The sequence below is a fragment of the Spiroplasma endosymbiont of Colias croceus genome (genome assembly GCF_964020095.1).
Taxonomy (GTDB): Bacteria; Bacillota_I; Bacilli_A; order Mycoplasmatales; family VBWQ01; genus Spiroplasma_E.
The window spans coordinates 1961145-1974731 of record NZ_OZ026536.1 but is presented as its reverse complement, the minus strand read 5'-3'; the positions used below and the strand labels follow the sequence as shown (position 1 = coordinate 1974731).

24 protein-coding genes are annotated in these 13587 nt (G+C 19.5%); 12 read left to right on the top strand and 12 right to left on the bottom strand.

Annotation, left to right across the window (positions count from 1 at the left end; all coding sequences use genetic code 4):
- Positions 1–2: 2 nt before the first annotated feature.
- The 10 genes from AACL24_RS12320 to AACL24_RS12275 form a co-directional block, all read right to left on the bottom strand.
- A complete protein-coding gene (locus AACL24_RS12320) occupies positions 3–197 on the bottom strand; it encodes a hypothetical protein (protein ID WP_339047039.1) in 195 nt (64 codons plus the stop codon).
- A 25-nt stretch (positions 198–222) separates the two neighbouring features.
- On the bottom strand, positions 223–366 hold the full coding sequence (locus AACL24_RS12315) for a hypothetical protein (RefSeq protein ID WP_339047037.1): 144 nt from the start codon (positions 364–366) through the stop codon (positions 223–225).
- A gap of 117 nt (positions 367–483) precedes the next feature.
- A complete protein-coding gene (locus tag AACL24_RS12310; RefSeq protein ID WP_339047035.1) occupies positions 484–1059 on the bottom strand; it encodes a hypothetical protein in 576 nt (191 codons plus the stop codon).
- A 228-nt stretch (positions 1060–1287) separates the two neighbouring features.
- Positions 1288–2094: a recombinase RecT gene (locus AACL24_RS12305; RefSeq protein WP_339047033.1), complete on the bottom strand. Its 807-nt coding sequence runs from the start codon at positions 2092–2094 to the stop codon at positions 1288–1290.
- Between the two features lies 1 nt (position 2095).
- A complete protein-coding gene (locus AACL24_RS12300; protein ID WP_339047031.1) occupies positions 2096–2752 on the bottom strand; it encodes a PD-(D/E)XK nuclease family protein in 657 nt (218 codons plus the stop codon).
- Positions 2727–2900 (bottom strand): hypothetical protein, encoded by a 174-nt coding sequence (locus AACL24_RS12295; RefSeq protein WP_339047029.1) that lies wholly within the window; start codon positions 2898–2900, stop codon positions 2727–2729. The genes AACL24_RS12300 and AACL24_RS12295 overlap by 26 nt, the downstream gene beginning before the upstream one ends.
- Positions 2901–2902: 2 nt before the next feature.
- Complete coding sequence (locus tag AACL24_RS12290) at positions 2903–3025, bottom strand: hypothetical protein (protein WP_339047027.1); 123 nt, start codon at positions 3023–3025, stop codon at positions 2903–2905.
- 5 nt (positions 3026–3030) lie between these two features.
- Entirely contained in the window at positions 3031–3216 is a 186-nt protein-coding gene (locus tag AACL24_RS12285; protein ID WP_339047025.1) for a hypothetical protein, read from the bottom strand.
- The gene (locus tag AACL24_RS12280; protein ID WP_339047023.1) at positions 3203–3355 is read right to left on the bottom strand and encodes a hypothetical protein; all 153 of its coding nucleotides are present in this window, start codon (positions 3353–3355) and stop codon (positions 3203–3205) included. The genes AACL24_RS12285 and AACL24_RS12280 overlap by 14 nt, the downstream gene beginning before the upstream one ends.
- Positions 3356–3467: 112 nt before the next feature.
- Positions 3468–3968, bottom strand: coding sequence for a hypothetical protein (locus tag AACL24_RS12275; RefSeq protein ID WP_339047021.1), 501 nt, complete (start codon positions 3966–3968; stop codon positions 3468–3470).
- Between the two features lie 439 nt (positions 3969–4407).
- On the opposite strand from AACL24_RS12275, the gene AACL24_RS12270 reads away from it, so the two are divergent.
- The 7 genes from AACL24_RS12270 (at position 4408) to AACL24_RS15615 (ending at position 7779) form a co-directional block, all read left to right on the top strand.
- A complete protein-coding gene (locus AACL24_RS12270) occupies positions 4408–4626 on the top strand; it encodes a hypothetical protein (RefSeq protein WP_339046964.1) in 219 nt (72 codons plus the stop codon).
- The gene (locus AACL24_RS12265; RefSeq protein ID WP_339047019.1) at positions 4616–4747 is read left to right on the top strand and encodes a hypothetical protein; all 132 of its coding nucleotides are present in this window, start codon (positions 4616–4618) and stop codon (positions 4745–4747) included. The genes AACL24_RS12270 and AACL24_RS12265 overlap by 11 nt, the downstream gene beginning before the upstream one ends.
- A 40-nt stretch (positions 4748–4787) precedes the next feature.
- On the top strand, positions 4788–5210 hold the full coding sequence (locus tag AACL24_RS12260; protein WP_339045912.1) for a transposase family protein: 423 nt from the start codon (positions 4788–4790) through the stop codon (positions 5208–5210).
- 23 nt (positions 5211–5233) lie between these two features.
- Complete coding sequence (locus AACL24_RS12255; protein ID WP_339045908.1) at positions 5234–5641, top strand: transposase family protein; 408 nt, start codon at positions 5234–5236, stop codon at positions 5639–5641.
- 177 nt (positions 5642–5818) lie between these two features.
- Positions 5819–6241: a transposase family protein gene (locus tag AACL24_RS12250; RefSeq protein ID WP_339045912.1), complete on the top strand. Its 423-nt coding sequence runs from the start codon at positions 5819–5821 to the stop codon at positions 6239–6241.
- Between the two features lie 23 nt (positions 6242–6264).
- Complete coding sequence (locus tag AACL24_RS12245; protein ID WP_339045908.1) at positions 6265–6672, top strand: transposase family protein; 408 nt, start codon at positions 6265–6267, stop codon at positions 6670–6672.
- 177 nt (positions 6673–6849) lie between these two features.
- On the top strand, positions 6850–7779 hold the full coding sequence (locus tag AACL24_RS15615; protein ID WP_422398100.1) for an Mbov_0401 family ICE element transposase-like protein: 930 nt from the start codon (positions 6850–6852) through the stop codon (positions 7777–7779).
- Between the two features lie 557 nt (positions 7780–8336).
- Here AACL24_RS15615 and AACL24_RS12235 read toward each other — a convergent pair.
- Positions 8337–8663 carry a hypothetical protein gene (locus AACL24_RS12235; RefSeq protein ID WP_338987022.1) on the bottom strand — a complete coding sequence of 109 codons (327 nt, stop codon included), beginning with the start codon at positions 8661–8663 and terminating at the stop codon, positions 8337–8339.
- 215 nt (positions 8664–8878) lie between these two features.
- Positions 8879–10021, bottom strand: a complete 1143-nt coding sequence (locus AACL24_RS12230) for an Mbov_0401 family ICE element transposase-like protein (RefSeq protein ID WP_339046495.1) — start codon at positions 10019–10021, stop codon at positions 8879–8881.
- 122 nt (positions 10022–10143) lie between these two features.
- On the opposite strand from AACL24_RS12230, the gene AACL24_RS12225 reads away from it, so the two are divergent.
- The 5 genes from AACL24_RS12225 to AACL24_RS12205 all read left to right on the top strand — a co-directional run bounded on the left by AACL24_RS12225 (position 10144) and on the right by AACL24_RS12205 (position 13454).
- Entirely contained in the window at positions 10144–10527 is a 384-nt protein-coding gene (locus AACL24_RS12225; RefSeq protein ID WP_339046493.1) for a hypothetical protein, read from the top strand.
- A 149-nt stretch (positions 10528–10676) separates the two neighbouring features.
- On the top strand, positions 10677–11213 hold the full coding sequence (locus AACL24_RS12220) for a hypothetical protein (RefSeq protein WP_339046491.1): 537 nt from the start codon (positions 10677–10679) through the stop codon (positions 11211–11213).
- Positions 11214–11225: 12 nt separating this feature from the next.
- On the top strand, positions 11226–12545 hold the full coding sequence (locus tag AACL24_RS12215) for a hypothetical protein (protein ID WP_339047015.1): 1320 nt from the start codon (positions 11226–11228) through the stop codon (positions 12543–12545).
- A 2-nt stretch (positions 12546–12547) separates the two neighbouring features.
- Positions 12548–12832: a hypothetical protein gene (locus AACL24_RS12210; protein WP_339047013.1), complete on the top strand. Its 285-nt coding sequence runs from the start codon at positions 12548–12550 to the stop codon at positions 12830–12832.
- Positions 12801–13454, top strand: a complete 654-nt coding sequence (locus tag AACL24_RS12205) for a hypothetical protein (RefSeq protein ID WP_339047011.1) — start codon at positions 12801–12803, stop codon at positions 13452–13454. Before AACL24_RS12210 ends, AACL24_RS12205 begins: the two co-directional genes overlap by 32 nt.
- Positions 13455–13587 lie beyond the last annotated feature (133 nt).

The following is a 13587-nucleotide window of genomic DNA, read 5'->3' as shown; positions in this document are numbered from 1 at the left end:
ATTTACTCCTTATTTTTATAATATTCTTTTATTTCTTTTACTTTATTTTTAAATTGTTTTTTATGAAAAAAACACATATTAAAAAATTGAACAGCACTATCTTCAATATTTCCAATTTTTAAAGTAACTAATACTTTACTATTACAATCTTTAACAATACATTTTAATAATACTTTTTCTTGTTTTTGTTTTTGCATTAATCAAATACTCCATTTTCTTTTTTTATAAATCTAAATCATCAATTTTTATATCATTGTTTTGTAATATTTTTATAAAATGTGTTTTACAAAAATATAAATTAAATCCAGAATAATTTTCAATTTTTGCACTTCCTACTGCTTGATTTTCACATAATAGACATTTCATTAATCAAATTCTCCTTAATTATTTTCAATATTAATATCTTCAATTTTTATATTTATAGTCATACCATCTAAATTTTTTAATTCTTTTAATTTATCTATTATTTCTAAAATATCTTGTTTAGTCATTTTTATTCTCCTTATTTAAATAATATCAACCAATTAATAAACTATCAGCTTCATCATGATTTGATATTGTTATATTTCAATTATTTTCTTGAATTAATTCATTAACTAAAAATAATGAAATTTCTTTTGTTCATTTTTGTTTTCTAGTAATATTAATAATTGTATAATCTTGAAGTAAATATCATTTCTTTCATTCACTTGGACTTATTAACATATTTTTTGTTAATAATTTATTAAATTGTCCAGCAATAAATCCTCTTAAATGTTCTTGTGTTTCATAACCAATACCATTTTTTGAATGAAAAGTACCACGTTCAATAATTATATTCATATTATCAAAATCTCCAATTTCACCAATCATAAATAATTCAAATATTATTTGTTCATCAAATGTTGGATTAATATTTTTAAATTTTTCAAAACTATAACTTTTAATTCATGTTGGTGTTCATAGTTTTAATTCAATACAATTATTATTTTCACAATCTATTACATGACATCTTTTTTCTCATAAAGTAAATCCAGTATTTTTAATACTTGGGTCAATTGAAAGTAAATAATTAGTCATAATTATTTCTCCTTAATTTAAACTTAGTCTTTTTAATATTTTCATTAATTGTTTATCTTTTTTTGCTACTTTAATTCCATGTTCAACTAATTTTTCATTATATTTAAATTGTTTTCTTTTATTCATTATTTTTTCTCCTTATTTTTATTTAAATTCATAACTATTATTTGTAAACAATTCATACATCAATAATTAGTTAATCAAATTCTTTTATTACAATACTTACATTTATTCATTTTTAAATACCAAATTATCTAATTTATTAATATTTTCTTCTAATTGTTGAAAATTTGTATTATTTTCAATTACATTATTAGTATTTGGATTATCAATATATATTTTTTCATTTTCAGTAATAATTGCTTGGTCACTTTCATATGCTATTTGCATTTCAGTACTCATAATTCCCCATTTTCTTAATAATTGAGTTAATACAGTTTTTAATGCCATACTATCAAAATCACTAACAATAAATTCTTTATTTTTTGCATAAGTTTTTGAATATTTTAAAAAATGTTTTTCAATTTGTTCTTTTGACATATATAAAGTTTTTTCAAAACCATTTACCAATTGAAAATATGCTACATAACCAATAATAGGTTGTTTTAATCTTTCTAAATCATCTTGTATTCAATTAAATTCAATTCCCTTAAGTCTATCTACTTTTTTAATTTCTGTTAATCTAACATCACTTACATTAATTTCTTTATATTGTTGACTACGTAATGCTAATTGAATATAACCTTTATATCCCATTTGAAATTGAGCATTATTTACTTTAGTATTACTATCTCAATAAGGTACAATATAACAATAACCAAAATTCTTTTCTAATGGTAAATTCAATAATACCGCTTGATAACAACTATTAATAATAGTATCTGGATATGCTTTATCTAAACCATATTGATTTGAAATTGCTAATACATTACTTTTAAATTTTTGTATTTCTAAATTATTAACAATACCTTTTTGTCTAATAAATTTTTCTACATTACCATTATTAATATTTTTAACTAATAATTCATTTGCCATTTTATTTTAATTCCTTTCATGTTCAAATTGCTTTTTCTCATTCAATTAATAATTCATTTGTTATTTCTACTTTAATTAATTCAATATTATTTTCTTTAACTCAACATATAAAATGTATATTTGATAATTCATAATTATTATTTTTTAATAATCAATAATATGCTATTATTTGTAATTTTGATTTTTCTAATAATTCTTTAGTAAAAACTTTATAAGTTTTAAAATCAATTATTATATTTAAATTATTTTCTTTATAAATTAAATCTGGTGTTCCAGCAACTATATCTGCATTAAACATTTTTTCACTAATATATTCATTATTATTAATAAATTTAGTAGGTAAATAATCTAATAATGTATAACAATAATTTAAATAATTTTGTGAAAATAAATCTTTAATATAATTTTTAATTTGATTACTAATATTTTTAATATTTATATTTTTAAAATATAATTCTGCTACTTTATGAACTGCATTACCACGAATTCTTGCATTATGAATATTAAAACAATATTTACAGTTATTACATTTACAATATGAATTACCTAAATAATAATCTAATATTTTACTAACTGATATTAATTCTTTTTTATTTATAAAATATTGATGTGTTTCTTTTTTAAAAATTAAATTATTTTTTTGATTGTTTAATTGCATTTTTAATTAAATTCTTTACAAAACTATTAATTGTAATATCTTCTTCTAAACACATCTTTTTTAATTCATAATACTCACTTTTATTTAATCTAATATGAATTTGTTTAATAATTAAATCTTCTGGTTTCTTTTTTGGAGCTGCTACCATATTTATTCACTACTTTCTTCTTGCATAAATAATTCTTTAATTCTTTCACCATATTTACCATTTTCTATATCTTTAAAAAATTGTTGATAATCATTTTTGATATCTTGAAAACCTTTATTTTGCATATTATTTACACTCCTTTAAAATTTTCTAATTGTAATTCATTAATATAATATTCATATAAGTAATCTCAATTATTTGATGTTAAATACATATCTTCTTCAATCATGTCATTAATACATTTATTACAATAATATGTATTTTCTAATTCAGAAAATCATATATATTTTTCATTATGTATATTACATTTCATCATTATCACTCATTAATTTATAAAAACATTTATTACAAGTTCTATTTGCAAATGATGAATTTTTATGACAAATATCACATGAACCATATACTTTTATTTCATGTTTTAAATACATTCTTTTTTCTTCTTTTAAATTCAACATAATTATTTACTCTCTTTCTATAATTTTTAATATTTCTTCAATTTCTATATATTTTTTATTTTTAAGTAATTTTTCATTACATAAATTTTTAATTAATTCAATTTTTTCAACATTAAGTAACATAATTAATACCTTTTTTAATGAAATTATTTTTTTCTTGTAATTTTTCTCAAAAATTATTTTCAATTGGTAAACTTGCTTTTAAATTTTTTAATTTTAAAAGTAATTTATAACCTTTAATACTTTCTAATTTTTTATTATTTTTATTTTTTAAATCATATTCATAAATAGTAAAATCAAAACTTCTTTTAATACTTATTCTTATTTCATTTTTTTCTTTACTTCTATGAATAAATCTTTTATCAATTCATACACCAATAACATTCGAATTATTTTCATTTAATAATTTAATAAAACTTGCTTTACTAGTTTCATTAATAATTGCTATTTTTGATAAAAAAATAGAAGTAAAATTAATTTTAGTTTTTTCTAATAATTCTTGTATTTCTTTTTCTTCTAAATTTTGTTGAAAAATATTATCTTTATCAAAATCTAAAAGTAAATTAGTAATTTCTTCTTTTGATAAATCTTTTTTAATATTTTCTTTAAACATAAAATATAATCCTTTCTTTAATTTAAGTCTTATTTAAAAGAAGTCTTAAAAAGAGAAAAATTTCTTTTCTCTTTCTTTTTGAAAAAGAGGGGGTGTGGGGGAGAAAAAACTTTTTCTTTCTCTTTTCTTAAAAAGACCACACTAAAAATTACTATTGGAATATTCCAGCACAATAGCCTAAATAATTTTTTATTTAGTTATGTAATAATTAATTACTTTAATAAAGTGCTGGTTTAATAAAATAATTAATTATAATTGTTTAACAATTAAAAATGAGAGTTTTATCTCTCATGTCATTTTTATAAAATATACCAATTTTTTATTCGGCCGATATTTTAGACATATTCCGTAATTAAATTTTTTAAAAGTCAATTAATAATTTTAAAATTTATTTTATAATTTTGTTATTAACAATAAATTTAGAAAAGTGTTGATAAAAATGATTTTTGAAAATTTAAAAAAATTAAAAAATGAAGAATTTTATAGATATTTTGGTATAAAACGTTTTCATTTTAATGAAATGTTAGAAAAATTAATTGAAATAGAAAAATTAGAAAAAAATAAAGGTCGAAAAAATAAACTTTCAGTAGAAGAAAGATTAATGATGACTTTATTATACTGAAAAGAATATTATACTTTTTTTTCAAATGAGTATTAAATCTAAAATGAGCCCATCAAGTTGTTTTCGAAATATTACTTGAGTAGAAAATAAACTTAAGACATATTCCGTAATTAAATTTTTTAAAAGTCAATTAATAATTTTAAAATTTATTTTATAATTTTGTTATTAACAATAAATTTAGAAAAGTGTTGATAAAAATGATTTTTGAAAATTTAAAAAAATTAAAAAATGAAGAATTTTATAGATATTTTGGTATAAAACGTTTTCATTTTAATGAAATGTTAGAAAAATTAATTGAAATAGAAAAATTAGAAAAAAATAAAGGTCGAAAAAATAAACTTTCAGTAGAAGAAAGATTAATGATGACTTTATTATACTGAAAAGAATATTATACTTTTTTTCAAATGAGTATTAAATCTAAAATGAGCCCATCAAGTTGTTTTCGAAATATTACTTGAGTAGAAAATAAACTTAGTAACCACAAAGATTACCAATTTTTAAAAGAAAGATATAAATTAAAAATTGATAAAAAACAAGAAAATTCAAATGAATTTCAATTTTATTTAATTGATTCAACTGAGATTGAAATTGAAAGACCAACTAAAAAAAACTACAGTTAGAATATTTTTCTGGTAAAAGTTGAATGTATTCTATAAAATTTCAAATTGTATATGATTTTTTTAATAAAAAAATTGTTGATATTTTTGCTGATAATGGTAAAGTGCATGATTTTCAAATATTAAAAAATTCAAATCTTGAATTTTCAGAAAAAACAATAATTATTGGTGATTTAGGATATCAAGGTATACAAAATATTTATAAAAATACAATAATACCAATTAAAAGAACTAAAAATAAAAAATTAACTAAACAAGAAAGAAAATACAATAAGATTGTATCTAAAATTAGAATTAAAGTTGAACATGTCTTTGCTTGATTGAAAAGATTCAAAATTTTAGTAAATAAATGTAGAAAATCTAAATTTAGACTTATGTACTTAAGATTTAACTTACTTTGTGAAATTTTTAATAAAATAAAACCATTAAAATAAAAAAAATATTAAAAATATTTTTTTAAAATTTAAATTTTTATCGAGTTAATATAAAAATATTATTAACAATTTTTTAGACATATTCCGTAATTAAATTTTTTAAAAGTCAATTAATAATTTTAAAATTTATTTTATAATTTTGTTATTAACAATAAATTTAGAAAAGTGTTGATAAAAATGATTTTTGAAAATTTAAAAAAATTAAAAAATGAAGAATTTTATAGATATTTTGGTATAAAACGTTTTCATTTTAATGAAATGTTAGAAAAATTAATTGAAATAGAAAAATTAGAAAAAAATAAAGGTCGAAAAAATAAACTTTCAGTAGAAGAAAGATTAATGATGACTTTATTATACTGAAAAGAATATTATACTTTTTTTCAAATGAGTATTAAATCTAAAATGAGCCCATCAAGTTGTTTTCGAAATATTACTTGAGTAGAAAATAAACTTAGTAACCACAAAGATTACCAATTTTTAAAAGAAAGATATAAATTAAAAATTGATAAAAAACAAGAAAATTCAAATGAATTTCAATTTTATTTAATTGATTCAACTGAGATTGAAATTGAAAGACCAACTAAAAAAAACTACAGTTAGAATATTTTTCTGGTAAAAGTTGAATGTATTCTATAAAATTTCAAATTGTATATGATTTTTTTAATAAAAAAATTGTTGATATTTTTGCTGATAATGGTAAAGTGCATGATTTTCAAATATTAAAAAATTCAAATCTTGAATTTTCAGAAAAAACAATAATTATTGGTGATTTAGGATATCAAGGTATACAAAATATTTATAAAAATACAATAATACCAATTAAAAGAACTAAAAATAAAAAATTAACTAAACAAGAAAGAAAATACAATAAGATTGTATCTAAAATTAGAATTAAAGTTGAACATGTCTTTGCTTGATTGAAAAGATTCAAAATTTTAGTAAATAAATGTAGAAAATCTAAATTTAGACTTATGTACTTAAGATTTAACTTACTTTGTGAAATTTTTAATAAAATAAAACCATTAAAATAAAAAAAATATTAAAAATATTTTTTTAAAATTTAAATTTTTATCGAGTTAATATAAAAATATTATTAACAATTTTTTGTTTAAAATGTAAACTCATTTTTTAAACTATTTTTTCAAAAAATATTTATTTCTATATTCAATAACACTAAATAGTTTTAAAACAATTTTATTGACAATTAATTAAATTTAATTACGGAATATGTCCAAAAATGAGTTCGTGTTTGTTTAGTTGATGAAATACTAGAACTACCAAAATATAAAAGAATTGGTGAAGATATTGAAAAAACTATTATTGAATATTTTGCTGATGGAAAAAGATACAGAGATATTTGAGATATTATAAAAAAAGCAAATATTAGTCTTAGTTCTATTCATAGAGTTTTTAAAAATTTAGAAGTAATTGAAGCAAATCCAGTAAAAGTAAAATTAGAAAAAAATCAACCTGTTTTTGTTGCTATTGATGATGGTCACCGAAAATTTTGAAATTTTAAACGTAAAGGTACAAAACATTCTATGCGATTAATAGTAACATATACAGATAATATTAATCATAAAGTACAAAACAAAAGAGTAAAAGCAATTATAAGACCAACAAGAACAGCAATTGGTGTTAAAAAAACTGCTGAATTTGTTAAAGAACATTGTCAAAAATTTTATGAAAATATTGAACAAGCAAAAATTATTATTTGTGGTGATAGTGCAGGATGAATTAAAGAAATTGCTGATTATTTAGGTGCCCAGTTTGTTTTAGATAAATTTCATTTAATTAGAACATTATATCTTGGAATAATGGCTGGCAATAAAGGAAAATATTTAAAAGAATATAATCACTGTAAAAATTTAATTAATAATGGACAATATGAACAATTAATTGATTTTTTATATAAAGAATTAGATAATCATAAAAAATTAAAGAAAAAATATTTTAAAAATAATAAACAAGGTATTGAAAATCAAGGTGCAAAATGAAATATTGGTTGCTTTACTGAAACTAATATTTGACACGTTTTAAAAGAAATGCTTGGTAATAGAACTTATAATATTTCAATTTATATTAAAATGGTTATTTTTAAATGTAATAAAATAAATACAGAGATACAATTATTATAAGTTAAAATTTTACTTTTTTTAAAAAATCAAAATAAAATAAAATAAAACTTATTAAATGTGTTTTAATAAGAATTTTTGTTGTGTATAAATATTAAATTTATTTTTTAATTTTTTAGTAATTTTTAAAAATAAGTATTTTAGTTGTATTATCTTTTAAAAAATAGTAAGATGAATGTACAATTTCATAAAAATTCAAATTATTTCTTGTCTAAATTTATAATAAGACTGTGTATGAAGTAATTTATTCCGGATTTTTGACAATCTCCCATTGTTAATTGTTCTGCCGTTAGTAATTGCAGTTGTTCTTTAGAACTCATTTCAATATTATATAAAAAATTGGGAGCGTACCGATGTTGTCAATAATATTCAAATTTGTCTTAAAATTATAAAGTTAGACGAGAATAATTTTGACTTCAATATGCAATTGTATGATAATCTTAACACTTGAAAAATATTAGTCAACAATAATACTTATTTTTATAACTCAAAAATTCTTATTAAAACACATTTAATAAGTTTTATTTTATTTTTGGTTTTTTAAAATCTTTAATTTTAATTTATAATAACTGGATGGCAGTATTTATTTGATAGCATTTAAAATTAACCATTTTTGTATACATATCAATGTTATATGTTCTATCACCAATCATATGCTTTAAAATTTGTTTAATATTAGTTTCAGTAAAGCAACCAATATTTTCAACTAATGCTTGGTTTAATACACCATCTTTTGCATTAATAAAATAACCAACTTTTAATTTTTTATATTGTAAAGTTAGTGATTGTAAAAAATCAATTAATTCATAATATTGACCTTTGGCAAATAAATTTATGGCATTTTCATAGTGTAATTTAGCTATTTTATTTTTTCTTCTTCCAGCCATTATTCCAAGAAATAAAACATGAAAAGCAGGGTGAGTAAAGTTAATAGTTATAATTTAATTTTCTTTAAATAAAAGACAACTTTAAATTATTAATTGTTGGTTACATTATATACCTTTTTATATTTATAATCAAGTGTTTTAAGTTATTATTTTACAATTATCTAAACTAAAAATTCCTAACTATTTAGGTTTACATTTATTAATTTTTTAAAATATTAAAGTAAAAGATTTAATTTATTAATTCTTGCTGAATTAATAATAAGCATATTATCAAGAACTTTATCATTAAAAATTTTAGCACCATATCCTTTTAAAGATTTAACTAAATGTGATACATCACTTTCAGCACAAACTCCTTGATTTCAATTTTCTTTTTGATTTATAACACCATCTTTATTATTTTTAAAATATTTATATACTTCTTCATTTACATTATTTTCTTTTAAAAAATCTAATAATTTATAATATTCACCATTAACAAATAATTCATATGCATTAGTTAATTTTTTATTATCTACTTTTCTATTAATAATAAATCCTTTTTTAAGTGCTTTAAATGCATGATGTCTATCAATTACATAAGGAATATTTTCTTTTTTAGCAGTAGTTTTAATTCAAGGTGCACCATCACCAATAAATATTAAACTACTTTTACTATAAATATATTGTAAATCAAGAAATTCATAAATTTTATCAATTAATTCTTGTCTTTTAATTCTTTGACCATTTTTAGTTTTCATATAAGTAATTTTTTTATCTTTTAAAACATTTCTACTTTTAGTTGATTTATCTAAATCTTTACCTTTATTTGCACTAATAGTACGAATACGATTTTTTTGTTTTTTGTTATTAAATAATGAAGAAATAAAACAATCATCCATATTTATAAATAATTTTTCATTTGGTAATACTACTTTTTTCTCTTTTATTTTTTCAACTTCAATTATTGCATTTTTCATTACATTAGTCATATATGTTTTAGAAAAATTAGTATTTTTTATTATATCTTGTACATCAGATTGTCTTTTACCATTACCTGAATTTTTTATTATTGTATGTTCTAAACTTGTAAGTGTTCTTTTTCTTTTTTTAATTTTTATATAATTATCTAAAGGATAATAATATTTATTAGTTTCTAATATTAAATAACCTCTACGATAAAAATTATTTATTTTACCATATTGAGTATTTGGATTTCTTTTTGCAGTTTTAACATATTTATATTTAGTTTTATCATATATATTTTGATATCAAAAATCATCATATGCTTTTAATAGATTTGTAAAATAATTTAAACCATTATTTTTAATTTGATTATCAAGTTCATCATAATTAAGTTCATTATTAAGAAAATTCATAATATTATTTCCTTTCTTAATTTATGATTTTCATTATAGTAATTTTAGAAAAAAAGTTTGGAAATATGATAATTGTAAAATGATATAATTAAATATATATGTTTTAAAATAAGGTGATTAATATGCCAGCAAAAAGAAAAGAATTAGGAAATTATAAAGAAAAAATAAATGAATATTTTAGAGATAATAAAAATGTTCCAACTAGAATGACAAAAACTGGTTTAAATTTAGCATTAGGAATTGATAGAAAATATATATTTGATTGCCGACGCTACCAGACAAAATGACAACAAAAATTTTTAAAAGATTATGATAAAGCATGTCAAAAAATTGCTAATTATTTATTAAGAAGTACTATGCAAGACCCAAAGTATCAATGAGAATATTTAAGAAAATGTCATCCAGAAGAATTTGATGATTTACAAGAAAATTATCAAGATAATACCACTAAAAATAATATAATTATTAATATTTGTGAACCAAGAAAAATTGAAAATGATGATTAAAGGTCTATATTATATATAGATTTTTTCTTTATTTTAAAGGGAAAAAATGATACAATATATTAAAGTGAATATGTTAAATTAACATATATAAAAGTGACCTATTAACCAAGTGAATTATTAAAATTTTATTAACAAGGGAGATTAAAAGTATGAGTGATTTTACTTTTGATGAAAAAGAGAATTATAGTTTAGATGATGTTAAAAATTTACTAAAACAACATAGAAATGTAGTATATGCTGAAAGTAAAAAAGATATTGAACCTAAATTAACTAAATTAAGTGAATATGAAATAAAAATAAAAGAATATGAAAATAAAATTAATAGTTTTGAAGAGCAACAATTATTTTCTAATATTAAAGATACAAAAAAAGTAAATTTAATTAAAAATTTAATGAGTACTGATAATTATAAATCTTTATCTAAACAAGAAGCATTTAATAAAATAAATGAAGATTATAAAGAATTTCTTATTGATAAAACAGAACCTATTAAATCAGAAAATAAACTTAATTCAAATGATTTTAATCCTAAAACTCTTTTAGATTTACATACAAATAGTATTAATCCAGAAGAATTAGAAAGAAAATTAAATGAAAAAGCAAAAACTACAGGTATTACTGACCCTAAAGAATTAGAAAAACTTGTAAATTTAGCAAGAGGAAATGCACTTCAATCTATTAAATAGAAAGAGGATAATATGGCAATTCCACAAATACCTAAAGCATTTATTATTGGTGGTAATTCTCCTACTGAAAATGCTGTTTTAAGTGTACTTGAAGCACAAGTTCGTGGTGAATTAACTGCTGAATTAAGTACTTTATTTATGAGAAATACTGTTACTGCTGACCAAATAGCAAATATTAGTGGTGTAGCAATGGCAATATATAGAGCAACTGTTCGTGTATTATGAGGTTCAACATGAGATGAATTTAGTGGTACTAAAAGACAAAAAGGAACAGTTAAAACAACAACATTAATTATTGATAAAGAATTAACAATTGATTTTAATATTCCAGAATTTGATATTGAAAGATTTATGACTTCACCAGCAAATGTAGCAACACAAATTGTTTCAAATTGAACAAGTTCATTTATGAGAAATTTAAGAGAAAACTTTGAATTAATATTTTTACAAGGTACAAAAGATTATGCAATTGCTAAATCATTAGTATTACCTTTAAATTTAAATAATATGACTAAAGAACAAGCATTAAATGCTTATTATATAATCGGAGAAAGAAATAATAAATTAATTAAAAAAGTAGATGATATTACAGTTGGTATTAATAAAGCAGATTTAACTGGTGCTTGTGGTATTGATAGTAGTTTTAATTTAGCAAAAGCATTTACATTATTAAATTATGGACAAATTGCAGCAAATACTTTAGCAACTGGTAAAAGATATACAAATCAAATTATGGGTATGGAATTTTATGAAAGTTTTTATTTAGAACAAGATTTTATACATGATACTGTTTCTGGTATGCATTTAGAAAAAGATTATAAATTATTAGATTTATTTGGTGTAGTTTATAACAGATATATGTGAGGTATGCCTATTTCATTTACTAAAGTAAGAAATAAATTAGATAATGCTACAGATAATATTCGTATTATTGGTAAAGCATTATATTCATTACCAGCAGCAATAAGACCTAATTTAATGTATATAATTCAAGAAAAAATACCTACACTTGATGAAATTAAAGAAGCAAGAACAAAAAATTATAAAGTTGATACAACTAATATTAATGCAACATATCAAAGTACTGATTATGATAATATGAATATTTTAGATTTACAAGATGTAATTTATTATAAAAATTTAGGAAAAATTACTATGGTTGGAGATATTCCTACTAATGCTGAATTAGAAACCGTAATACTAAATATTGGTAATAATGGTTATGAAAAAGGTAAAGCAACATTTAGTAATATTACATCAACAAGTGCTATTATTTCTGGTAATAATAAAGATTATTATGGAACAGTAAAACTAAAATTTACTAAAAAATAATTATGGAATTTATATATAAATATTTTGATGAAAAAGCACATATTACTATTTATTCATCAAAACCAGAAGATTTAACTACAAGTAATGATATTAGAGCAATTTTATTAGATGAATATCCTAAATTAAGAAATGATTATTTTATAGTAAGTAATGTACATGATAATTTTGCTATATGTGTTGGAGATAATATAAATTGTGAAGGTAAAGTAATAATTAAAATAGAAAAACAAACTAATGTAGAAGGAGTTAATAAAAATGCCAAATGACACCATTGTACAATCAAATAATTATACTTTATTAAAGATAATTCGTTCTTCAATTAGTCCATTATCAGCAATGATAGGTATAAGTGCTTATTATGGTCAAGTAATAAGTAATCCAATATTAGGAAGTATTAATTCATTATTATTTGGTAAAAAATTAGCTTTAGATATATGAAATTTAAATCAAAGATTAAATACTAAAACTAAATTAATTAATAGTAGTAAAAAAATATTATTAGGTTTAGGAACAATTGGTTTAGTTAATTATGCAAAATTTACTAATAATGATATTAATCCTAATCCAACAGAAAATCCAATAACTACTACAACACCAATTAATCCATTTCCAGATGATTTATTATTTAGTAATAATAGGACTGATAATCATTTAATGGATTGAGATACATATTTTTCTTTAAATGCTTATGGTATTTCAAATCTTATTAGTGGATTAACTGAATTAATCCCAAATAGATTTGAAACTATACGTAAAATAGCAAATATGGCTACTGGTGGTTGTTTGATTAGTAGTGGTGTTGCTATGGGTATTAATAATGATTTTAATAATGCTTATGTTATACCAACTATTATTGCGGGTGCTAGTGAAATTATTCATAGGACATATTCCGTAATTAAATTTAATTAATTGTCAATAAAATTGTTTTAAAACTATTTAGTGTTATTGAATATAGAAATAAATATTTTTTGAAAAAATAGTTTAAAAAATGAGTTTACATTTTAAACAAAAAATTGTTAATAATATTTTTATATTAACTCGA